Origin of the sequence: Anabaena sp. CS-542/02 (assembly GCF_028331085.1) — a bacterium.
Lineage (GTDB): Bacteria > Cyanobacteriota > Cyanobacteriia > Cyanobacteriales > Nostocaceae > Anabaenopsis > Anabaenopsis arnoldii.
Map to the genome: position 1 here is coordinate 1 of NZ_JAQMTM010000081.1, position 21,313 is coordinate 21,313.

Here is a 21,313-nt window from a genome sequence, read left to right on the forward strand (position 1 = left end):
ATAAGTTTTATAAGGTGATTTTAGACACTTCTTGATCCCCCCTAACCCCCCTTAAAAAGGGGGGAACTAGAGTCAAAGTCCCCCTTCTCAAGGGGGATTTAGGGGGATCTAAAAATATTAGATACACCATGAGGGACTTTCCAAACATCCTCTAACAGTTAAGGAAATTATTAATTCTGATTTTCAATGGGTAGCTAGAGAAAATGATGTATTAATTAAAGTCTCCAGTCCCAAAGCCGGAGAATTTTTAATTCTCAATGAGTTACAATTGCGTTATAATAAACAAGTGCCTGTAAGAATCTATGCCTATACCGCCCTAGCCAAAGAAAACTATAACTTACCTGTTTATCCGGTATTGGTCAACATTTTACCCAACTCTCAAAGGGAAATAATTCCTAACTTCTATGAAGCGGAATTTAGGGAAATCAAAAGTTATCAAAATTATTATGTTATTAATCTATGGGAAATAGACGTTAATTTAGTTTTTGAGAATAAGCTATCAAGTTTATTACCTTTATTAAAAGGGGGAGGAAATGAAAACATAGTCAGAAAAGCAGTAGTAGAATTACAGTTCTTACCCTGATCCCAACTGGAAAGCCGATTTTGCGAATTTAAACAACAACTAACAACTTGAGGCTTTTTTGTAGCAATTTTCTTAATGTTAACTTTAGGAGAGCTAACAATGATCAACCCAATAATGCCAACTTTAGAAAATGGCGATCGCCTAAATCGTTTTGAATTTGAAAAACGCTGTCAAAAAATATCTCCAACCCAAAAAGTTGAATTAATTAATGGAGTAGTATATATGGCAGCAGCTTTAGGATATAAAGGTCATGGATTCCCTCATAGTTTAATTATGGGTTGGTTAGCAACTTATGTAGCCCATACTCCCGGAGTAGAGTTAGCTGATAATACCACAGTGAGATTAGATCTAGATAATGAACCTCAACCGGATGCTTTATTAAGAATAAAATCAGAATTAGGAGGACAATCCCGAATTAGTGAAGATGATTATATCGAAGGTGCGCCCGAATTAATAGTAGAAATTTCCGGCTCAACAGTTTCCTACGATTCACATGATAAATTAAATGTCTATCGTCGTCATGGAGTCAAAGAATACATTGTGTGGCGAGTGTATGATCAAGAAATTGATTGGTTTTATCTCCATGAAGGTGAGTATAGAAGACTTGAACCTGATAGTTTAGGCTTAATTGAAAGTAGATTATTTCCAGGATTAGTATTATCAACTAAATCGTTAATTCAAACTAATTTAGCTGAAGTTTTAGGAGAATTAAATAAAAACTTACAATCACCAAATCATCAAAAATTTATTGAAAACTTGCATCAAAAAAACTTCAAGCAAGTAATTAAATAAATGAAAACGGACAAATTATTTTACCGAATATTTTTAAGAGGATGTTTGATAAGTTTTATCAGGTGATTTTAGACACTTCTTGATCCCCCCTAACCCCCCTTCTCAAGGGGGGAACTAGAGTCAAAGTCCCCCTTCTCAAGGGGGATTTAGGGGGATCTAAAAATATTAGATACACCATGAGGGACTTTTCAAACATCCTCTGAGATTAATTGGGTATTATGCAGCACTGCGTAGCGATCTGCTTGCAGCAGCGCTAGCGCTATCGCCTCTGGTGTTGGGTACACCCAGCCAAACCAGTCGGTTTTTAACCGGGTTAAGCTATTAGGCTCTTAATTTATTCCCTGGCTCCGGTGTAAAATATATAGTAAAAGTTTTACCCTTGAAGCTGAATATCAAGACTATGAATTCTGAAGGAGCTTCACGATACGAAGAGGATTTTTATGGCTGGACTCAGTGGCAAGTACAAGCACTAGCACAAAGGCAAGTATCAGAATTAGACTGGCAAAATTTACAAGCTGAATTAGAAGGGTTGGGAAGACAGGAATACCGAGAATTAGTCAGTCGTCTGACTGTCTTGTTAGGTCATCTGCTCAAGTGGGAATATCAGCCAGAAAACCGTTGTCGCAGTTGGTTTCTGACTATCAGAGAACAGCGCCGAGCAATCAACCGCCATTTTCGTCGCAATCCTAGCTTAAAGTCTTCCATGGCTGAGGCTGTAGAGGATGGTTTTGCAGCGGGGGTAGATTTAGCTCTACGGGAAACCAACTTACCCTTGAGAACTTTTCCGGAAAAATGTCCCTACAGGTTTGAAGCAGCGATCGCAGATAGTTTTCTTTGTGATACTAGCCAAGATTGGCAATAATATCCTGTTTACCATCGCGATAACTATTTGCTTCCAGCAGTGGGAGTATAATCTGCTTGCAGCAGCCCTGGTGCTATCGCCTCTGGTGTTGGGCGCACAGCTAGGTAAACCATTACAGAGCCAGGGGTTAAAACCCCTGTCTGAAAGCTTAAGCCGGTTGAAACCGGCTAGATTTTCTAGGTGATGGCAAATATTAAATTAATTGGGTCTTAGGGCGATCTGCAACACTTGGGCGATCTGCTTGCAGCAGCGCTAGCGCTATCGCCTAAAATCTCTAAAATCTCTAAAATGTCTGGACTGAGGATATACTATAGTATAAAGAGAATTGTCTCTGTGTTCATACATATATGAGTCAGACACTGAAAGAAACCAATAATCAGCTAAAGAACTTGTATAAACAAGATTTTTATCAGTGGATACAAACTACAGTTAAAAATATCCGTAATCAAGATTTAACTTTTATAGATTGGGAAAATTTATTGGCAGAGTTAGAAGACTTGGGGAATGAACAAAAGCATCAACTAGAAAATCGCTTAATAGTATTATTTGAGCATCTACTAAAACTAACTTATTGGCATCAAGAGAGAAACTATAATAGTCGAGGATGGAAAGGGACAATTATAGAACAAAGAAAACAAATTAAAAAACTGCTCAAAAGGAATCCCAGTCTTAAGCCTTACTTACTGGAAATATTTGACGAAGCTTATCAAGATGCTAGAGATATTACAGTTGTTAAAACCGGACTAGAACCGAAGATATTTCCTGTAGATATAGCTTTTACTACTGAGCAAGCTTTAGATGAAAATTGGCTGCCTGAAGAAATGGAATAATAATAAGCTGAAAGTCATGTCTCAGGAAAAAAATAGGTGCGATCTGCTTGCAGCAGGGTTGGCGCGATATGCTTGCAGCAGCGTTGGTGCGATCGCCTTTGGTATTGGGTACACCCAGCCACACCAGCCAAGAGCCAGGGGTTAAAACCCCTGTCTGAAAGCTGAAGCCGGTTGAAACCGGCTAGATTGTCTAGGTGATGGCAAATATTAAACTAATTGGGTATTAGGCGATCGCCTTGCAGCAGCGTTGGGGCGATCGCCTTTGGTACTGGGTACACCCAGCCACACCAGCCAAGAGCCAGGGGTTAAAACCCCTGTCTGAAAGCTGAAGCCGGTTGAAACCGGCTAGATTGTCTAGGTGATGGCAAATATTAGATTCATTGGGCGCTTGGGCGATCTGCTTGCAGCAGCGTTGGTGCGATCGCCTTGCAGCAGCGCTAGCGCTATCGCCTCCCGTATTAGGTACAGCCAAACCAGTCGGTTTTTAACCGACTTAAGCTTTGAGACGGGGAATTCATTCCCCGGCTCCCCCCGTGTGGATAACTTGCAGCAGTGGGAGTGCGATCGCCTTGCAGCAGCGTTGGGGCGATCGCCTATAGATTTATAACTAGAAGTGTTGAATCCTGCAATAAAACTTTACAATTTAATGCCTAGAAAAATTCGAGAACTAAAGGCAATGTTGTTAAAAGCCGGATTTATCCAACGGACTGGTAAAGGTAGTCACACAATCTGGATTCACGAAAAAATGCCAGATATGCCGATTACAATTGCAGGTAAGGATGGTGACGATGCTAAAATCTACTTGGAGAAACAAGTTAAACAAAGACTCGCAAGACTAGAAGAATTGCCATGAATTCACATTATAGTATGATGATTTTCTGGTCTCAAGAGGATAACTGCTATGTAGTCCACCTCCCTGACTTTCCTTTTCAAGATATCCACACCCACGGGAATACTTATGAGGAAGCAGCCAAACATGGCCAGCAAGTAATTGACAGTTATCTTCAGCTTTACCAAGAAAATAACCAACCTCTACCCCAGGCTAAAAACGCCTGGGAATATTTTCAGGTAGCATAACCAATCAGGGGCGATCGCCTTTAGTATTGGATACACCCAGCCGCACCAGCCAAGAGCCAGGGGTTAAAACCCCAGTCTCAAAGCTCAAGCCGGTTGAAACCGGCTAGATTGTCTAGGTGATGGCAAATATTAAACTAATTGGGTATTAGGCGATCGCCTTGCAGCAGCGTTGGTGCGATCGCCTTCGCAGCCCTGGGGCGATCTGCTTGCAGCAGCGTTGGTGCGATCGCCTCAAATCCCTGGCTTTTTTCTGCCGCTGACTTGTTTATTTTCCCCACCCGTGCGGATAATTTATCTCTAGTTCTGCAAGACAGTATGGCTTGTGGAACACCAATGGTATCCTTTAAAATAGGTGGTGTACCTGATTTAGTCTGTCCAGGAATTACAGGTTATTTAGCTCAACCAGAAAATACGCAAGATTTTTCTGATAGAATTTTCCAATTACTCAAAGATGACCAGTTACGCAAAACAATGAGTGAAAATTGTCGGGCGATCGCCATTAATGAAAATTACTTAGACCTGCAAGTAACACGGTACATAGAACCAGATCAGCAGGTGTATAAAAAGTAATATTCATAATGCAGCAATATTTATTATATTGTGTATTTTGTTAATGAATCTCAATTTGTCTAATAAATTATTGAAAATATAAATTGAAAATATAACTTTCAAAAAATAATATGCCACTTGTAAACACTGCTGTAACCTTAAAAGACTTACCTCCAGCCCCAGAAGGCAAAACAGGCTGGCCTTGGACTGAGGAAACCCAACCATTACCTGATACCATGCCCCATGGGGGGGAATGGCCACGCATTAGTATTGTTACACCTAGCTATAATCAAGGGCAATTTATTGAAGAAACTATTCGCTCGGTTTTGCTTCAGGGTTATCCAAATCTTGAATATATTATCATTGATGGCGGAAGTACAGACAATACAATTGAAATTATTCGCAAATATGAACCGTGGATTTCTTATTGGGTGAGTGAGCCAGATAATGGTCAAACTAATGCTATTCAAAAAGGTTTTGATCGTTGTAACGGCGTGATTTGGAATTGGCTGAATTCAGATGATCTGTTAGAAGTAAATGCTCTACAGTCTATTTCTAAGGCAAATTCAAAGGAACCTTCAGCAACAGTTTATAGCGGAAAATTAAATATTTTTGATGATTCTACTCCTTTTTGGACATACTTGCATCCGAAGCCATTTGAAGAAGTATCAAATTTGATTTGTGTGTGGGAACATTGGGGAACTCCACAGCCTTCTATTTATATGTCATGTTATGCCTGTCGTCTAGTTGGCGGACTTGATGTTTCCTTGAAATATGCAATGGACTATGAGTTGTATTTGAGATTAGCTCTAATGCCAAACTTTAAAGTAAAACTGATAGATGAGATATTGGCTAAATTTAGATTGCATTCAGACTCTAAAACAGTTAGTCAGCAGCAAGCTTTTAAATCCGAGATTCTTCAAGTTTTTGATAAATTTGCTTATCAAAATATGGAAATTATGCCTAGAGGCTGGAAATCATCTAGAGCCAAATTTCAATTTCATCTAGTTATAGATGAATTAACTAGTCAGCACAATCAGAATATTCCTTTAACCGAATTTATAAAACAGTCTTTTTCCTTCTTTCCACACATTTGGAACTATCGTTTTTTTTGGGCTTATCTGTTTTCTTACTTAAAGTATCCGCAAATTTCGCGTGAAGCCTTTTGAATTAGAGATTATATTTTCTGTAATCCTTGTACTGTCATATAAACACCACTATGAATCCTGTGAAGAATTTTTTCTACTATCGACCTTTTGCGGACTTGACACTTTGTCACTTTCTGAAAAAGAGGTTGACTTTGCCTGATATTTTGCTTGGACAACTATTTGACAACTTTGACGATCAACCAGTCATTTTTCATCAATTCCCTCGTGGAGCTTGGTCTACTCCTCTGGCAGATGTCGCCTCCTTACTAAAGGTAGTAGTTTGCAGCCAACCCAAAAGACTAATGGAGGTAGGTAGTTTTAGAGGCTATACAGCCCTATATTTAGCCCAGCATATCACATCAGATGCCAAAATTGTTACAGTAGATCAATATCCAGACCATGGTGAAGCTTACCGAAATACACCTTACTCCTCCATGATTGAAAGAAGAGTTGGTGAAACTAGCAAAGAAATTTTTCAGCAAGATGTACCTGGATCTTATGATTTCATTTTTCTCGATGCGGATCACTCCTATGGGAGCGTGAAACATGATACAGAACTACTTTTGCCCTTGCTTTCGCCTAACGGCTTTTTCCTCTGGCATGATTATGCTAACTGGGGTTATTTTGACGGAAAAAATGGCGTTCCTGAGTATCTAAAAGAGTTATCTACAAAATTACCCATCGCTCATATCATGGGTTCAGATGTAGCCATTTACTCACCAGCTTGGGCAGGATCACAAAAACAGCGTTATCTCCAAGCCATTCAATCAAATACCAATCCCACTCTAGTCGAAGTTTGGGAAACAACCTCACTACGAGGATAGAAAATTAATGATTTTCCTCTACTCCGATGTTTTATACCGCGCAGGTGGCATAGAAACTTATTTGCACGCACTAGCAACACATTTACACCAAGAAAAAATACCGTTTTGTGTCGTAGTAGCTGAGTTAGAATCTTGTCCGTTGGTTGATGAATTAGTCAAAATAGGTATCCATGTATACCGTCAACCTAGAGTATGGGGCGATCGCTGGTTAGTAAGACAACGATTAATGCTTGCTTGGTTGGGTACTCAGTTAAAGCCCGGTGATTGGGTGTACTGTGTGCGCCAACCCATGCCACAATTATATTTAAACATGGTACGTCTGGTTCATCAGCGTGGTGCGAGAATTGCTGCTAGTTGGATGCTTGCTCCAGAGTTTCTTCCTCCACTTTCACCACACGGACAAAAATTCTGTGAGGCTGTAGCTGAAACAGATGCTGTGATTTCTGTCTCCCAATGTACTGTAGATCAGTTTAAACAGATATATGGTTACACAGGCAAAGTTCATGTTGTGCCGTATCACAACTTATTGCTATTTCCCGAAATAGTTTCTTTACCTCCCAGTCCACCTTGGAAAATAGGATTTTTAGGAAGATTAGACATAAAACAAAAGAATCTTGATACTTTACTCCAAGCGATCGCCACCTTAGTGAACAATCAAAAGCCAGTAGAGCTACACCTCTATGGGCGTGGAGCAGACCAACCTCAACTGGAAAAATTAGCGGAAGAACTAGGAATTACACAGCAAGTTATTTTTCATGGTGCTTACGATCATCGCCAAGACCTACCCAAGATCATGGCAAATTGCCATTTATTTGTTTATCCTTCTCGGTTTGAAGGTGGACCATGCTTCACACTATTAGAATTGATGCAAGCTGGACGCTTTTGTGTAGCAGCAAAAGTAGGGGGAATTCCTGACTTATATGAGGGATATCCAGAGATTGGTTTGTTAGTTTCACCTGATCATCCAGAGGAACTGAATCAAGCACTCACCATTGCTCTAGAAAAGGTAGCAAATGGTTCTATCGATAGCGAAAAAATTCGTGCCAGATACTTTTCTGGTTTTGATATGCAATCTGGTCATCGAGCTTGGACTGCTGTAATTAACACCAATTCCCAGTAAGATTATTTCAGATTGAATCCTTCACCCAATTTAAGTATAAATACGATGAAACTGATTAGAAATGGCTTAACATTACTCCAAAATCCAAAGTTATTTGGTGATTACTATGAGTACCAAGTAAGTAAATGGCAAAACAAAGGAGAAGCCGTTAGGTTACTTCCCGATGATATCCGTATTGTAGGACTAAGTGGTTTTAGTGAATTTCATTCCTGTACACATTTTGTTAGTGATGCAGAGAGGATTTTTTTGAATCACTATAGCTTAACAGATGGTGACTTGATAGATGTAGGTGCAAATTTAGGAGTTGTATCGCTTATATTAGCTAAACGCTTTTTCTCAAGAAAAGTTCATTCCTTTGAGCCAAATCCCTCAACATTTTCGTCTTTGAAAAAAAATACTGAATTGAATAAATGTAATAATGTCCTACTGCAAAATATAGTAGTTGCAGATCATAATGGTGAAATTGCTTTTAATGCAGATCCGACCTACCGAGGTACAACTAGCATTTCTCAGGAAGGAGAGCATTTAATTAACCTACCTTGTATAACTCTTGATAATTATGCAAAAAGCCACTCTATAGAAAATATTTCTTTTTTAAAAGTTGATGTAGAAGGTTATGAAGAACTGGTATTTTCAGGAGCAATAGAACTACTACGGGAGAAAAGAGTTAACCTCATTTATTATGAAGTTTGTCCAAACAATGCTAAAAAAGCTGGACTTGATCCGAAAAAACCAACTCAAATTTTGTTGGATCATGGTTATTCTATTTACAAACTAATAGAAAATGGCTCTTTAGTAGAAGGTAATATCTCACAGATAGATTCAGTTATTTTAGATAATTGGTTAGCAATTTGTCCAAAATAAATGATTGAATAACAATTATTTTTTACACAAATAAATAATTATGAAACTATGTTGGCTTATTCCTGATGATCGTAGTGGTGGAGTGGCTTCAGTAGCCATATCGTGCTGTGAGCAAGCTGCCAAAGCCGGTTACGAAACCACATTATTACTTGTACTTGAACCTACATCAAGGCTGACAGCTAATAATCTTCCTTTCCGTGTTGCTTCCTTCGGGCTAGAAGGTTTAGCAGAAGAAACTCCTGTAGAATTAATAAATTGGTTATCTGATCACCCTCAAGATGTATTACTTTTGAATGGATGCGAACAGACAGATGCTGTAATTCCTTATCTACCTTCTACAATCAAATGTATCTATGTTGTTCATGATACTGCTTACCGCTACTGGAAAGCATCAGTTAAACAAGAAAGTGATTTAGATGCAGTTGTTGCTGTTTCAGAAACAGTAGCTCGTGAGTTTAGACAATATATAAAAAATTCCCAAAAACTTTCTGTCATTTTAAATGGCTGTAATTTTTCTGACTTGCAACAACCTATATCCCGAAAAGATGACATTATATTTTTAGGAGGTGATAACCCCCGTAAGGGCGCATTTGATGCCCTTAAAATTTGGAGTGAGCTTTCCAATCATGGCTTTATCGGAAACCTTCATTGGTTTGGAAATATATCTCCTACCTTTCAAATTAAAATTAAACAATTACCTGATTTTGAACATATTTACATTCATGGTCACGTTGAGCGTGATGTAATTTTTAATATAGCTTCATCTGCCAAAGTTATATTGATGCTCAGTCGTGTCGAGCCATTTGGAATGGCAACAATTGAAGCAATGAGTATGGGATGTATTCCCGTTGCTTGGGATATTGAGACAGGCACAAAGGAGATTGTTTCAGCAAATAAGACTGCACTTTTTGCACCATTAGGAGACATCAAGATTCTAGCTAACCAAGTTTTTCGAGCCTGTAATGAGTATGAAGCTTTTGCGAATAATGTAATTGAGCAAGCACGATCAAATTTTGATGCAACCGTGATGTGGAAACACTATGAGTCTCTCATAAAAGAAGTATCTTCACTCCCAACTATTAGCAGGAGCAAAGAGGGTCAGAAACCGACTAATTACAAGCCTCCAATTCGTCGCTTTCAACTCCTACCCAGCCCCGTGCGTTCAGCAATTAGAGATTTTGTCGGGCGATCGCCTCAGCTTGGTTATTTACTCCGTGATTTTCGGGGCTTATAGTATATTCAATATGTCTCATCTTAGCTTTTTATTCCTCGTTGCCAATACCCCTTGGGTATATGCTTTAGCAGAAGCTCTTGCTAAAGATTTTCCTACCCATGCCACTCGTTCCTATGATTGGCTGAATTACCGTCGTCTAAAACCAAAGTGGCCAAATTCACCTACACCCCTTTTTTTACAGCGCACAATGCAATTACTTCCTCCAGGTTATGCTGGTAGTCTGGAGAAAATATTTCAGCCCTACTTGAACGGGAAAGTTAAACATTGGTGTCGGAGTTTAGAGAAACAATCTGGAATAACACCTTGGGTCATTGTACCCTATCCATTTTCAGCACCGTGGGTACGCCAAATTCCATCGGAACGGTTAATTTATTACAACCTTGACGAATATATTTATTATCAACCCTCACGTAAAGAGCAAATTTTGCGTCAGGAGGCGGAATTAGTTAACAGAGCCAAAATTATTCTCTGTATTGCTCAATTCCAAGTCGAAGCTTTACGACAGCGTTATCCCCATCGGGCTGAAGCCATTCATCACTTTCCTCTAGGAGTAGTGGAATCTTACCTAAATCCTGAGCCAGAAAAACTACCTGAATCAATGACAGTTGGTTATATAGGCAATTTGATTGAGCGAGTGGACTGGAAACTGGTGTTACAGGTAGCTCAAGCCTGTCCAGACATAACTTTTATTTTTGTAGGGGGGCTGGATGGATTTGCTGGAGGTTTGAGTAAAGAAAATTGGATGGCAGATCGTGAAGCCGTGCTATCATTATCTAATGTTCGTCACATTAATAAAATTCCTCAAGAACAAGTCGCGCAGTATTACTGGTCATTTGCAGTCAACTGGATGCCCTATGATATTACCCATCCCTTTAATCAGGCAGCTTGTCCGACAAAGGTAATGGATGGTATTGCCACTGGTCGTCCCATGCTCAGTACCGATGTTCCAGAATGCCGACTTTATCCAGAGTGGATTAGTGTATTTCATTCTCCAGAAGCAGCAATTAATTTAATTAGGCAACAACTGAGTTTGAGCGGCACTCAAGAGGCATTTTATAAAAGCACTCAACAATTAAAATTTGCTGAACAGCAAACCTGGCAAGCGCGATCTGAAACCTTAATAAAGTTGCTGGCACAATATGAATGCTAATCTCCAGCCTGATATTCCTCAAACATCCCGCTTTTGGAGTCTTGATATTATTAAAGGAATATCAATTTTAGCTATTATTGCTTTTCATGTTCTGCCTGCAAACTCTGAACCGAGTTTGATTGATTCTTCAATAACCTGGATTAACTGGCTCAGATACGGAGGAACATTAGGTGTCAGCATATTTTTTGTGCTAAGTGGTTTTGGTATCCATTATTCTCAAGCAAAAAAACTAATTAATGACGCAGAATTTCAACCGATATGGAGTAAGTTTATTTTTCGTCGTTTGCAACGACTCTATCCTGCCTACTTAGGAGCAATTCTTCTTTCTCTAGTTATTAACAGTGCTTGGGGTTTAATTCGTCAACAAAACATATTTGCCTATTTACCACCAATTTGGGATATCATTGCTCACTTATTATTTCTCCATACTCTCAGTCCTAAAACGTTTTTTGGCATTATTCCGGCACTGTGGTTTGTGGGAACATTAGTACAGCTATATCTGCTTTACCCTATTTTTTATAAGTTAGCTCAACTTTGGGGAATTAATCGGGCTTTATTAGTTGTCATCTTATTCACATTAATTAGTCGTCTAATCAGTCAATATTTTACTGATGATTTAATAGATCAAGACTTACGATCTGTTTTGTGGTTTAATTCTCCTCAACGTTGGTTTGAGTGGTGTATGGGAGCATGGGTAGCTCAAAAAGTAGCTCAAAAAAACTATTTCCCTGTTAATTATATCTCTCTATATTGTTTACTTGTCTTAATTTGGTTACCATTAGGTTCTTCAGGTAATTTAGTTTACGAACCTGTTTTAGGTTGTTTAATTGGTTTGATGATTTGGAGCTTAGTTATTAAAGAAATAAATATAAGTTATAGCTGGTGGTCTATAATATTCCTTTTAGGAAAATTGAGTTATCCCGTTTATTTATTACACCAGATTTTTATTCCCTACATTAGATCAGCATTAACTCCTTCACCATTTAATACATTTAGCACATTTTTTCTGCTATTGTTTTTAGTGCTCATGGTTACTGTACCAATATCACTAATATTTAACCATTTTTTAGAAATTCCACCTACCAACACAAAGCCTAAATATGACTCAAGAAATTGATATTCAACGTCAGTATTATGCCCAAACAGCCAGTCTATATGATGAAGTTCATGTTGAGAAAGAGCAAGAACATATCTTAGCTTTGCATCTATTAGCAAGTTATATAGAGTTTTATCAAATTCGTAGTGTTTTAGATGTTGGTGCTGGTACTGGTCGCACAGTGCTTTGGCTAAAGCGTCGGTTTCCTAACCTAGTGATTAAAGGTATTGAACCAGTTAAAGAACTTCGTGAACAGGGTTACTCTAAAGGCATCTTATCAGAAGAGTTAGTAGATGGTGATGGTTACAACCTCCCTTTTGCTGACAATAGCTTTGATGTAGTTTGTGAATTTGCTGTACTCCATCATGTGAGAGAACCCGAAAAAGTAATTCAAGAAATGTCAAGAGTTGCTACTAAAATGGTCTGTATTTCTGACTGTAACTTTATGGGACAGGGAAGCCCTCTATTGCGATTACTAAAATACTTGATATTCTCTCTTGGGTTTTGGAAGATAGCAGATTGGTTTAAAACCAAAGGCAAGGGTTATACCATCAGCGAAGGAGATGGATTAGCTTATTCTTACTCAGTTTATCAAAGCTTATCAACTCTTTATCAAGACTGGCAAAAACTACGTATCATGACTACAGGTGGAGATAGTGATAGTAAACTGGGTCAGATTCTGTCATCTGCTCATTTGCTTTTAATTGCCTTCGAGAAAAAAGCATCAACATAAATTATTCAAGTTATTTACTTTGGCTTCTTGCCAAGCAAAATAAACTTTGTGTTTTATCTAATTAATCTTTTGATAATCACTATAAAAACTGGTTCTGATGTTTCCATTGGATCTGAAGCTACTATTCTCACATTAGGCCATGATCCACAGTCCCCAGACTTTGCTGACCGGGGTGGAGATGTAATCATAGGCGATCGCGCCTGGATTGCCTATCGTGTAATAATCTTACCAGGGGTTACTATTGGAGAAGGTGCTGTAGTTGGTGCGGGTGCGGTCGTGACAAAAGATGTAGAAGCTTATACTATTGTAGCAGGGAACCCCGCCAGAGTAATTGGGCAAAGATCAGCTAACCTCACCTATCAGCTAAATTATTTCCCTTGGCTACTTTGATATAAATATTATTAACAGAAGTGTTGAAGCCTGCAATAAAACTTTACAATTTTTGTGTTTTACCCAGATAAAGTTCATTGTCTATTAAGAATAGAGTCATTAATTGCTCAAATTTTGTATCACCAATGCCAATGCACAAGGAGATTCAACAGTGAACCGTCAACCGTCAACTATTATCAATTATGTCTAATTGGATTTGCTGCCAAATTGGAGCTAGAGAACATTATGCCATTCCCAGAGCATTACATCAACGGCAAAAGTTAGCTCACTTAATTACAGATGCTTGGGTAACTCCTTTATCTCCATTGCAAATAATTAGCAAATCAGGAATCAGAGAGCGCTTTCATAATCAACTACCTGAGTCCAAGGTCCACGCCTTTAACACCTCCCTCCTTAGTTTTGAACTGAATCAAAAATTACAAAAGTGTGGTGAGTGGGAAACAATCATTACCCGGAATCACTGGTTTCAAAAACAAGCAATTAATAAACTCAAACAACTAACTCGAAAATTCAGTACCCCTCCAATTCTCTTTTCTTATAGCTACGCTGCATTAGAATTATTTAAATTTGCTAAATCACAAGGCTGGTATACTGTCTTAGGTCAAATTGATCCGGGTTTGTGGGAAGAAAAAATTGTTATTCAAGAGTATCAAAAATATCCCGAATATTCTCCGAGTTGGCAACCTGCACCAGATGAATATTGGCAAACCTGGCAAGAAGAATGTCAACTAGCTGATGCCATTGTGGTAAATTCCCATTGGTCACATCAACTACTAGAAAAATCGGGAGTTGAATCACAGAAGCTGCAAATATTACCTCTAGTTTATACTCCCCCAGAAGCAGCTAATAATTTTATCCGCATTTATCCCAAATTATTTAATCAAGACCGACCTTTGCGGGTGCTATTTTTAGGTCAAGTGATTTTAAGAAAAGGAATTACTTCTGTTTTAGAATCTATAAAATACCTAGAAGGATATCCCATTGAATTTTGGATTGTAGGAGGTCCCAGAATTGAAATTCCTTCATATTGGCAAAACCACACCCAAGTACGTTGGGTAGGTCGTGTTAACCGCAGCGAAACAGCCAAATATTATCAGCTGGCAGATATTTTTCTGTTTCCGACTCTCTCCGATGGGTTTGGATTGACTCAATTAGAAGCACAAGCCTGGAAATTGCCTATTATTGCTTCTCGTTGCTGTGGGGAAGTCGTTGTAGATGGTGTTAATGGTTGGCTTTTAGATGCAATTAGTGGGGAAGCGATCGCTAATATGCTAAAGTTCTGTCTTGATGCTCCCCAAACTCTCACATTGTTAGCAAATAACTCGGAAATTAGCAACTTCACACTCAACAACCTTGCAGAACACCTACTCAAACTTTCACCATGCCCACAAATCTAGAAATCCCTTTTAGTTATTACCTAGCTGCTGGACTATTACTGTTATTCTCTGTGGAAGCAGTAAGTAAAATGTCTTGGAGTTGGGCTATACCTGCTTTGATGATTTATCTCACCACAGGAATGTGGTACTTTACCGAAGTAATTTATACTCCGGAGAGCTTAGTAAAATTCAACAACTCTATCTTAGAGCAAGGGTATTATCAAGTCTGCATTTTCTTAATTGTATTCCGGTGCTTACTGCCCAGCATTACCCGCAGTATCGGCAAATATTCATCTCAAGTCACCGCCGCTAATTGGTTTACCTTATATCCCCATCGCCTCCTGCAAATCTTAATGGTGTTCTGGATACTCTTACTCATTTATGGTGTGAGTCGCGTAAACTGGGATATTTCACAAGCCTTATTTCCTCAAGGTGGGCGCTGGGCTCCTCAAATGTGGAGTCGGGCGGGAGTCGGAGGACAAACTGATTTTATTGTTTCTGCGGCTGGGTATACTTATGCTTTAATATGTGCCATGTTTGGGGTGATAATTTTCTTTCAACGTCAACCCCAAGCCAAGTTAATCAATTTCTTTTTGATTATTATCACCTGGCCTGCTTTTTATCTTTCGGGAACACGCAATGCCTTTCTGGCTGTAGCTATGCCAGCATATATGACATATATATTAACTTCTCGTCAAAAGTGGTGGTTGAAAGCAGCAATTTCCGTTGGTTTATTTATGGCGGTTAACTACTTAATGTTAATTGTCATTACCTTGCGGAATACAGATATTAATGCCTATTTCCAAGGTAATGCAACTGTAAGTTCTGATACCAAGCATCTGGGTTTAAATATGGCTGAAGAGTTATTTTATATCAATAAATTTTACGAAGCAGGAAAACTAAATTTACAGTATGGGAGTGAGTATCTAGCGGAAGCCTTAAATATTATTCCCAGATTTCTCTGGCCAAATAAACCACTTTTAGGACACGAATATAATCTCCTGCGAAACCCTGGTAGTGGGATTCAAGCCACCATCGCCGCCGGGTTTATTGGGCGAGGAATTATGAATTTTGGTCCTTGGTTCGGGCCAGTAGCACCGGCGATTTTAATGTCTGTTTGGGCGGCTTTCCTCGCTCGACTGTGGAATCAAAGAGCATCAGTTCTCCGGCTAGGATTATTTTTAGTAGGTTTAGGCTTGACACCCAATTTAGGGCGGGATATTACACTATTGGTACTTTGGCCTATGATTTTTGGTTATGTTGTTGTCCGCTACTTAGAAACTATTGAGAGTCGGCGCAGACCGAAAATTCCTAATTATTACTATTCTAACCGATGATTGACAGTAAGAGGATGTTTGATAAGTTTTATAAGGTGATTTTAGACACTTCTTGATCCCCCCTAACCCCCCTTAAAAAGGGGGGAACTAGAGTCAAAGTCCTCCTTCTCAAGGGGGATTTAGGGGGATCTAAAAATATTAGATACACTAATCATGACTTTCCAAACAACCTCTAAGAATAACTTGAAAATAGCAGTAATTTTCACTAATTACGGGCCTTATCATTTCGCTAGAGTGGGTTCTTTTCAAAACAGTTGTTTAAAACTAGGCTGGCTGTCCTTGGGTATTGAATTGGCTCGTTATGAAAAAGAATATCCCTGGAAGACAACCAGAGAAGATATAAATTTTGAGATTTATTCAGCCATCAGCGACAAACCTATAGAAAAAAGCAGCGTTTGGGAAATAATTAAACATCTATATTCAACTTTAGCAAAAAGCCAATCCGATATTTTTGTCATTGCTGGCTATGCTCGTCCTGCGATGGTAGCTGCTTTATTTTGGTGTCTTTGGCATGGTAAACCTGCTATTTTGTTGTCTGAGACAAAAGAAGATGATGCACCCCGTTCTTGGTGGATTGAAAAAATCAAAGCATGGTTAATTACAAGATATACATCCGCCCTAGTAGGAGGACAGCCACACAAACGTTATTTAATTAAGTTGGGCATGCGCCCAGAGGCGATATTTTTAGGTTACAATGTGGTGGGTAATGATGCTTTCCACCCCAGTCAAATCAAATCTTTATCTCCTCCATTAGATAAACCTTTCTTTTTAGCTATTAATAGATTTGTTACCAAAAAAAATCTGCCATTTTTAGTTTCAGCCTATGGTGCTTATCGGCAATTGTCTGGGGATAAACCCTGGGATTTAGTGCTGTGTGGTGATGGGGAATTACGTTCACAACTAGAAGCACAAATTACCCAAGCAGGAATTGCAGATTATGTTCATCTTCCCGGCTTTCTGCAACAAAATGAACTTTTACCTTACTTCGCCCATGGTAGCTGTTTCATTCACGCCAGCATACAAGAACAATGGGGGTTAGTGGTCAATGAGGCGATGGCTGCTGGTTTACCAGTATTAGTATCTAATCGTTGTGGCTGTTATGAGGATTTAATCATTGAGGGTGTCAATGGGTTTGGGTTTGACCCAGAAAATGTGCAACAGCTAACTAACTTGATGGTGAAAATGAGTTCTGGAGAAATTGATTTACACAAAATGAGTGACGCAGCTTTGACACATATTCAAAAGTTTTCCCCTGATTATTTTGCTCAGGGACTCACCCAAGCAGTTGAGTATGCATTAGCACATAAATAATAAAAAAATCAATAAATATGAAAATATTAATGGTTATCCCCGCCTTGGGAGAAGTCTATGGCGGACCAACAAAAATAGTTCTTGAGTTAGCGCAATCAATCGCTAAATTAAATGTTAGTGTTGATATTATCGCTACTCATGCAAATGGTTCAACCAGTTTAGATGTACCTTTAAACCAATGGATAAGAAAAAATGGTTATCGAATCCAGTATTTTTCATACTTGGATTTGTTTGATTATAAGTTTACTGGCTCAATGACGAAATGGTTGTTTAAAAATGTATCTAACTATGACATAGTACATACTAATGCTATCTTTTCCTATCCAATTCTAGCCGCTCATTTGATATGCCAGTTTCGTAAAGTTCCTTATATTTCTGCTCCACATGGTATGATGGAACCTTGGGCATTAGCTTATAAAGCTTGGAAGAAAAAACTGTACTTTAGTTTTTTAGAAAAGCCATTACTACAAAGATCTCAAGCTTTGCAGATGACAGCTTCTACTGAATCTCGTCATGTTAAAAGTCTTGGCTTAAAAACTCGCTTAGTTTTTATACCTAATGGTATCCATAGACAAGATTTTGTATCTCTTCCTAGTTCAGAGATTTTTTATCAAGAATTTCCGCAAACTCGCGATAAAACACTAATTATATTTTTAGGACGTATTGACCCGAAAAAGGGATTAGATTTATTAGCTCCTGCTTTTGCTCAAGCACTGAAGAAATTTACTGACGCTCACTTGATTGTGGCTGGCCCTGATAATACCGGATTTTTACCCACTGCTGAAAGCTATTTTATAAAAGCAGGTTGTAGGGATGCTGTCACCTTTACGGGAATGTTGACAGGTACTTTAAAATATGCAGCTTTAGCTGCTGCTGATATCTATGTTGCGCCTTCCTATTCTGAAGGATTTAGTATGTCAGTGTTAGAGGGTATGGCCACTGGTTTACCCTGTGTTATTACCACTGGCTGCAACTTCCCCGAAGCTGGTACGGCTAAGGCGGCGAGTATTGTAGATATTGACGCTGATAAAATAGCTGACGCTTTAATTCAACTTTTGCAAGACCCCATTGCAGCTAAGGAAATGGGCGATCGCGCTAGGGAATTTATCCTGGATAATTATACATGGGATACGATCGCCGCTAAAATGGCGGCGGTTTATCAGGATATTCAGGGACAGGGGATCCCGGGGCGATAGTTATCCATACACCACAGCCAGGGGCGATCGTTATCCACACACCACAGCCAGGGGCGATCGTTATCCACACACCACAGCCGGTCCATGGGTTTCCACACATTAGGTATAGTCGATAATTATCCACACGGGGGAGCCGGGGAATGAATTCCCCGTCTCAAAGCTCAAGTCGGTTAAAAACCGACTAGGAAGAGGGTTGAGGTTATTTTGATTAGAGGATGTTTTAGAAGTCTCTCATGATGTATCAAATATTTTCAAATCTCCCTAAATCACGCTTTTCAAGGAGGACTTTAAAGAATTTAGCCCCCCTTTTTAAGGGGGGTTGGGGGGATCAATTGTCATTGATGACAATAAAAAACTTTTGAAACAACCTCTTAAATTTATCAATTTAATTATGGCTTTATGGCGGTTATATTATCATATTGTTTGGGCGACTAAAAAACGTGAGCCTTTAATTAGTCATGAGATAGAAAATGAGGTATATGGTTATTTAATTGGTAAAGCTGATCATCTGGGTTGTATTATTCATGCTATTGGTGGAGTTGAAGACCATATTCATTTGGTAATTTCTATACCCCCTAAACTATCTATTGCCGAATGTGTGAAAAGTTTAAAGGGAAGTAGCGGTTATTATTACAATCATTCATTGCCAAACTTACCACAGAAATTTATTTGGCAAGAAGGATATGGTATATTTTCCCTGGGTGGTCATCAATTATCCACAGCCATAGATTATGTTAATAATCAAAAAATCCATCATTTAAACAGAACCACAATTTCATTATTAGAACAAGCAACAGATTTAGACCAACCTCCAACCCACCCCAGAACACCATCATCGCCAAACACAAAACCAGTCGGTTTTTAACCGACTTTAGCTTTGAGACTCTTAATTTATTCCCTGGCTCCCCCGTGTGGATAACTATCCATGATGGCTCCCCCGTGTGGATAACCATCGACCATACCTAATGTGTGAACAACGATCGCCCAAATATCCCCTAGCTGTGCAATAATATATACAGCCGGCTTATACCCTAACCCAGAGCGATCACCCTCGGAAACTCAATATATATTAATATTAAGTAACGGGTTCAAAACTAGGAGCAAAACATGAGTTTAGAGGCTGAATATGACCTAGATTTTTATGCCTGGATTAATCAGAATGTGGAATTATTGCGGCGGGGATGTTTATCAGAAATTGACGCAGAACACATTGCTCAAGAGTTGGAAAGCATGGGAAAGCGCGATCGCCGTCAACTTCGCAGCCGCTTACAGGTTTTAATTATGCACCTGCTCAAATGGCAATATCAGCCGGATAAACAAAGCCAGAGTTGGTTAGCTACCATCGATCATCAACGAGATCAAATTGAAGCCTTACTGCTCGACAGTCCAAGTCTGCGGGGCGATTTAGAAACAGCATTAGTAACAGTTTATTCTAAATCCCTGCGTGATGCCCACAGAGAAACATCCCTCCCGGAAACAGTATTTCCCCTATCCTGTCCTTTTACATTAGCAGAAATTCTAGCTCCAGATTTCCTCCCCAGTTGAGAATGTGAGAACTGAGTTTGAGCGATCGCCCTACGTAATTGATGCTAAAAACAGCGATCGCCCCGGCAATTTATCCTAGAAAATTATACATGGGATAAAATAGCATTAAAGATGATCTCTGTTTATGAAAATATAATTCAAAGTTATAATTTAAAGTTATAATTTGTATAGGAGTCCTACTTAATTATTGAACAAGACCCAGTACATACTCAAACCCTTCTTTCGGTGTTCCGGTGTTCCGGATTGTTTAGCTATTAGCCTCCTATCAACCTATTTAGAAAGGGATGTAGATCTTATAAACTTAGAACTAACCACAATGATAGAAAAAATTACCACAGAAAACAGCAATCAAACACTAGAAGAAAGAAAAAAAGAGGCATTACAAACAGCCACAAAATGTCGGCAAATCCTTCTAGAAAAGGGAGCAAAAGAGGTAATATTATTTGGTTCTTTATCAGGAGAAAGCCCTTGGCATTGGCAGTCTGACTTAGATTTAGCAGTGAGAGGAATGTCAGAAAAACAACAATGGGAAGCCTATTCTCTTCTGGAAAAAATCACACCTAATTGGTTAAAAATAGATTTGGTAGCATTGGAAGATCTGCCGGATTTTGTGCGTTCTCGGATTCTTAAAGAAAAACCTATGCCAACTAATAAATATTTAGCTCTAAAAACTCGCATTGAAGATGAAATGATAGCTTTAGAGCATAATTTCCAAGCTATGAAAACTGCTTTAGAACAAAGTGATAATGTCCCAGAAATCTTTATCACTCCCACATTATCCAGTTATATTTGTGATTTTTACACAGCTTGTGAGAGAATTAGTGAAAGAGTTGCTGTTACTTTAGATGATGGAATGCCGAAAGCAGAAAATTGGCATGAACAACTATTATTACAAATGGCAGAAATTGGTGGAGAAAATCGTCCTCCTTTATGGCAAGGTTCGTTATTATTAAAATTAAATGATTATCGTAAATTCAGACATTTAGCACGTCATAATTATAATTTGCAATTGCGAAAAGAAAGAGTATTAGAATTAGCCCAAGAAACAGAAGTGATTATAGCAAAAATTCAAGAAGCGATCGCACTTTTTAATCAATGGTTGGAATCTCAAGTAGAAGACTTGTAATTGACTTCTCCCCTTACAGGATGTTTGTCAAGTCCCTCATGGTGTATCTAATATTTTTAGATCCCCCTAAATCCCCCTTGAGAAGGGGGACTTTGACTCTAGTTCCCCCCTTTTTAAGGGGGGTTAGGGGGGATCAAGAAGTGTCTAAAATCACCTTATAAAACTTATCA

General features: G+C 38.8%; 24 protein-coding genes and 1 pseudogene. All 25 read left to right on the forward strand.

What is annotated here, in order from left to right; genetic code table 11:
• The first annotated feature begins 286 nt into the window (after positions 1 to 286).
• The 25 genes and pseudogenes from PN447_RS09105 to PN447_RS09225 all read left to right on the forward strand — a co-directional run bounded on the left by PN447_RS09105 (position 287) and on the right by PN447_RS09225 (position 21,143).
• A complete protein-coding gene (locus tag PN447_RS09105; protein ID WP_271762510.1) occupies positions 287 to 583 on the forward strand; it encodes a hypothetical protein in 297 nt (98 codons plus the stop codon).
• 99 nt (positions 584 to 682) lie between these two features.
• Complete coding sequence (locus PN447_RS09110; RefSeq protein ID WP_271762512.1) at positions 683 to 1,375, forward strand: Uma2 family endonuclease; 693 nt, start codon at positions 683 to 685, stop codon at positions 1,373 to 1,375.
• A 400-nt stretch (positions 1,376 to 1,775) separates the two neighbouring features.
• Positions 1,776 to 2,237, forward strand: coding sequence for a DUF29 domain-containing protein (locus tag PN447_RS09115; protein WP_271762514.1), 462 nt, complete (start codon positions 1,776 to 1,778; stop codon positions 2,235 to 2,237).
• 347 nt (positions 2,238 to 2,584) lie between these two features.
• Positions 2,585 to 3,067 carry a DUF29 domain-containing protein gene (locus tag PN447_RS09120; RefSeq protein WP_200987244.1) on the forward strand — a complete coding sequence of 161 codons (483 nt, stop codon included), beginning with the start codon at positions 2,585 to 2,587 and terminating at the stop codon, positions 3,065 to 3,067.
• A gap of 16 nt (positions 3,068 to 3,083) precedes the next feature.
• Positions 3,084 to 3,212, forward strand: coding sequence for a hypothetical protein (locus PN447_RS09125; protein ID WP_271762517.1), 129 nt, complete (start codon positions 3,084 to 3,086; stop codon positions 3,210 to 3,212).
• 216 nt (positions 3,213 to 3,428) lie between these two features.
• Complete coding sequence (locus PN447_RS09130) at positions 3,429 to 3,674, forward strand: hypothetical protein (RefSeq protein WP_271762519.1); 246 nt, start codon at positions 3,429 to 3,431, stop codon at positions 3,672 to 3,674.
• A gap of 39 nt (positions 3,675 to 3,713) precedes the next feature.
• Positions 3,714 to 3,920: a type II toxin-antitoxin system HicA family toxin gene (locus tag PN447_RS09135; protein ID WP_271762521.1), complete on the forward strand. Its 207-nt coding sequence runs from the start codon at positions 3,714 to 3,716 to the stop codon at positions 3,918 to 3,920.
• On the forward strand, positions 3,917 to 4,144 hold the full coding sequence (locus PN447_RS09140; RefSeq protein WP_271762523.1) for a type II toxin-antitoxin system HicB family antitoxin: 228 nt from the start codon (positions 3,917 to 3,919) through the stop codon (positions 4,142 to 4,144). The genes PN447_RS09135 and PN447_RS09140 overlap by 4 nt, the downstream gene beginning before the upstream one ends.
• Positions 4,145 to 4,368: 224 nt before the next feature.
• A pseudogene (locus tag PN447_RS09145) lies at positions 4,369 to 4,714 on the forward strand (glycosyltransferase); the annotation flags it as partial.
• A gap of 110 nt (positions 4,715 to 4,824) precedes the next feature.
• Positions 4,825 to 5,862, forward strand: coding sequence for a glycosyltransferase family 2 protein (locus tag PN447_RS09150; protein ID WP_271762527.1), 1,038 nt, complete (start codon positions 4,825 to 4,827; stop codon positions 5,860 to 5,862).
• A 131-nt stretch (positions 5,863 to 5,993) separates the two neighbouring features.
• On the forward strand, positions 5,994 to 6,665 hold the full coding sequence (locus PN447_RS09155) for an O-methyltransferase (RefSeq protein ID WP_271762529.1): 672 nt from the start codon (positions 5,994 to 5,996) through the stop codon (positions 6,663 to 6,665).
• Positions 6,666 to 6,672: 7 nt separating this feature from the next.
• Positions 6,673 to 7,785: a glycosyltransferase gene (locus PN447_RS09160; RefSeq protein ID WP_271762530.1), complete on the forward strand. Its 1,113-nt coding sequence runs from the start codon at positions 6,673 to 6,675 to the stop codon at positions 7,783 to 7,785.
• A gap of 45 nt (positions 7,786 to 7,830) precedes the next feature.
• Positions 7,831 to 8,649 carry an FkbM family methyltransferase gene (locus PN447_RS09165; RefSeq protein WP_271762531.1) on the forward strand — a complete coding sequence of 273 codons (819 nt, stop codon included), beginning with the start codon at positions 7,831 to 7,833 and terminating at the stop codon, positions 8,647 to 8,649.
• Between the two features lie 40 nt (positions 8,650 to 8,689).
• Positions 8,690 to 9,883, forward strand: a complete 1,194-nt coding sequence (locus PN447_RS09170) for a glycosyltransferase family 4 protein (protein WP_271762533.1) — start codon at positions 8,690 to 8,692, stop codon at positions 9,881 to 9,883.
• A gap of 10 nt (positions 9,884 to 9,893) precedes the next feature.
• The gene (locus PN447_RS09175) at positions 9,894 to 11,033 is read left to right on the forward strand and encodes a glycosyltransferase family protein (protein ID WP_271762536.1); all 1,140 of its coding nucleotides are present in this window, start codon (positions 9,894 to 9,896) and stop codon (positions 11,031 to 11,033) included.
• On the forward strand, positions 11,023 to 12,150 hold the full coding sequence (locus PN447_RS09180) for an acyltransferase family protein (RefSeq protein ID WP_271762539.1): 1,128 nt from the start codon (positions 11,023 to 11,025) through the stop codon (positions 12,148 to 12,150). Before PN447_RS09175 ends, PN447_RS09180 begins: the two co-directional genes overlap by 11 nt.
• A complete protein-coding gene (locus tag PN447_RS09185) occupies positions 12,134 to 12,862 on the forward strand; it encodes a class I SAM-dependent methyltransferase (protein ID WP_271762540.1) in 729 nt (242 codons plus the stop codon). The genes PN447_RS09180 and PN447_RS09185 overlap by 17 nt, the downstream gene beginning before the upstream one ends.
• A gap of 69 nt (positions 12,863 to 12,931) precedes the next feature.
• Positions 12,932 to 13,252 carry an acyltransferase gene (locus PN447_RS09190; RefSeq protein WP_271762542.1) on the forward strand — a complete coding sequence of 107 codons (321 nt, stop codon included), beginning with the start codon at positions 12,932 to 12,934 and terminating at the stop codon, positions 13,250 to 13,252.
• A gap of 182 nt (positions 13,253 to 13,434) precedes the next feature.
• Positions 13,435 to 14,649, forward strand: coding sequence for a glycosyltransferase family 4 protein (locus PN447_RS09195; RefSeq protein ID WP_271762543.1), 1,215 nt, complete (start codon positions 13,435 to 13,437; stop codon positions 14,647 to 14,649).
• Complete coding sequence (locus PN447_RS09200; RefSeq protein WP_271762546.1) at positions 14,634 to 15,965, forward strand: hypothetical protein; 1,332 nt, start codon at positions 14,634 to 14,636, stop codon at positions 15,963 to 15,965. The genes PN447_RS09195 and PN447_RS09200 overlap by 16 nt, the downstream gene beginning before the upstream one ends.
• Positions 15,966 to 16,118: 153 nt before the next feature.
• Positions 16,119 to 17,276, forward strand: a complete 1,158-nt coding sequence (locus PN447_RS09205; protein WP_271762547.1) for a glycosyltransferase family 4 protein — start codon at positions 16,119 to 16,121, stop codon at positions 17,274 to 17,276.
• 17 nt (positions 17,277 to 17,293) lie between these two features.
• Positions 17,294 to 18,472, forward strand: a complete 1,179-nt coding sequence (locus PN447_RS09210) for a glycosyltransferase (protein ID WP_271762549.1) — start codon at positions 17,294 to 17,296, stop codon at positions 18,470 to 18,472.
• Positions 18,473 to 18,863: 391 nt separating this feature from the next.
• Positions 18,864 to 19,337 carry an IS200/IS605 family transposase gene (gene tnpA, locus PN447_RS09215; RefSeq protein ID WP_271762555.1) on the forward strand — a complete coding sequence of 158 codons (474 nt, stop codon included), beginning with the start codon at positions 18,864 to 18,866 and terminating at the stop codon, positions 19,335 to 19,337.
• A 242-nt stretch (positions 19,338 to 19,579) separates the two neighbouring features.
• Positions 19,580 to 20,017: a DUF29 domain-containing protein gene (locus tag PN447_RS09220; protein ID WP_271762551.1), complete on the forward strand. Its 438-nt coding sequence runs from the start codon at positions 19,580 to 19,582 to the stop codon at positions 20,015 to 20,017.
• Between the two features lie 316 nt (positions 20,018 to 20,333).
• The gene (locus PN447_RS09225; RefSeq protein ID WP_271762553.1) at positions 20,334 to 21,143 is read left to right on the forward strand and encodes a nucleotidyltransferase family protein; all 810 of its coding nucleotides are present in this window, start codon (positions 20,334 to 20,336) and stop codon (positions 21,141 to 21,143) included.
• The last annotated feature ends 170 nt before the right edge of the window (positions 21,144 to 21,313 follow it).

What these genes read in the sequence shown, in the direction of transcription:
- PN447_RS09110 (WP_271762512.1), top strand. Translation starts at nt 683, where the DNA reads ATGATCAACCCAATAATGCCAACTTTAGAAAATGGCGATCGCCTAAAT.
- PN447_RS09115 (WP_271762514.1), top strand. Translation starts at nt 1,776, where the DNA reads ATGAATTCTGAAGGAGCTTCACGATACGAAGAGGATTTTTATGGCTGG.
- PN447_RS09120 (WP_200987244.1), top strand. Translation starts at nt 2,585, where the DNA reads ATGAGTCAGACACTGAAAGAAACCAATAATCAGCTAAAGAACTTGTAT.
- PN447_RS09125 (WP_271762517.1), top strand. Translation starts at nt 3,084, where the DNA reads ATGTCTCAGGAAAAAAATAGGTGCGATCTGCTTGCAGCAGGGTTGGCG.
- PN447_RS09130 (WP_271762519.1), top strand. Translation starts at nt 3,429, where the DNA reads ATGGCAAATATTAGATTCATTGGGCGCTTGGGCGATCTGCTTGCAGCA.
- PN447_RS09135 (WP_271762521.1), top strand. Translation starts at nt 3,714, where the DNA reads ATGCCTAGAAAAATTCGAGAACTAAAGGCAATGTTGTTAAAAGCCGGA.
- PN447_RS09140 (WP_271762523.1), top strand. Translation starts at nt 3,917, where the DNA reads ATGAATTCACATTATAGTATGATGATTTTCTGGTCTCAAGAGGATAAC.
- PN447_RS09150 (WP_271762527.1), top strand. Translation starts at nt 4,825, where the DNA reads ATGCCACTTGTAAACACTGCTGTAACCTTAAAAGACTTACCTCCAGCC.
- PN447_RS09160 (WP_271762530.1), top strand. Translation starts at nt 6,673, where the DNA reads ATGATTTTCCTCTACTCCGATGTTTTATACCGCGCAGGTGGCATAGAA.
- PN447_RS09165 (WP_271762531.1), top strand. Translation starts at nt 7,831, where the DNA reads ATGAAACTGATTAGAAATGGCTTAACATTACTCCAAAATCCAAAGTTA.
- PN447_RS09170 (WP_271762533.1), top strand. Translation starts at nt 8,690, where the DNA reads ATGAAACTATGTTGGCTTATTCCTGATGATCGTAGTGGTGGAGTGGCT.
- PN447_RS09175 (WP_271762536.1), top strand. Translation starts at nt 9,894, where the DNA reads ATGTCTCATCTTAGCTTTTTATTCCTCGTTGCCAATACCCCTTGGGTA.
- PN447_RS09180 (WP_271762539.1), top strand. Translation starts at nt 11,023, where the DNA reads ATGAATGCTAATCTCCAGCCTGATATTCCTCAAACATCCCGCTTTTGG.
- PN447_RS09185 (WP_271762540.1), top strand. Translation starts at nt 12,134, where the DNA reads ATGACTCAAGAAATTGATATTCAACGTCAGTATTATGCCCAAACAGCC.
- PN447_RS09195 (WP_271762543.1), top strand. Translation starts at nt 13,435, where the DNA reads ATGTCTAATTGGATTTGCTGCCAAATTGGAGCTAGAGAACATTATGCC.
- PN447_RS09200 (WP_271762546.1), top strand. Translation starts at nt 14,634, where the DNA reads ATGCCCACAAATCTAGAAATCCCTTTTAGTTATTACCTAGCTGCTGGA.
- PN447_RS09205 (WP_271762547.1), top strand. Translation starts at nt 16,119, where the DNA reads ATGACTTTCCAAACAACCTCTAAGAATAACTTGAAAATAGCAGTAATT.
- PN447_RS09210 (WP_271762549.1), top strand. Translation starts at nt 17,294, where the DNA reads ATGAAAATATTAATGGTTATCCCCGCCTTGGGAGAAGTCTATGGCGGA.
- tnpA (WP_271762555.1), top strand. Translation starts at nt 18,864, where the DNA reads ATGGCTTTATGGCGGTTATATTATCATATTGTTTGGGCGACTAAAAAA.
- PN447_RS09220 (WP_271762551.1), top strand. Translation starts at nt 19,580, where the DNA reads ATGAGTTTAGAGGCTGAATATGACCTAGATTTTTATGCCTGGATTAAT.
- PN447_RS09225 (WP_271762553.1), top strand. Translation starts at nt 20,334, where the DNA reads ATGATAGAAAAAATTACCACAGAAAACAGCAATCAAACACTAGAAGAA.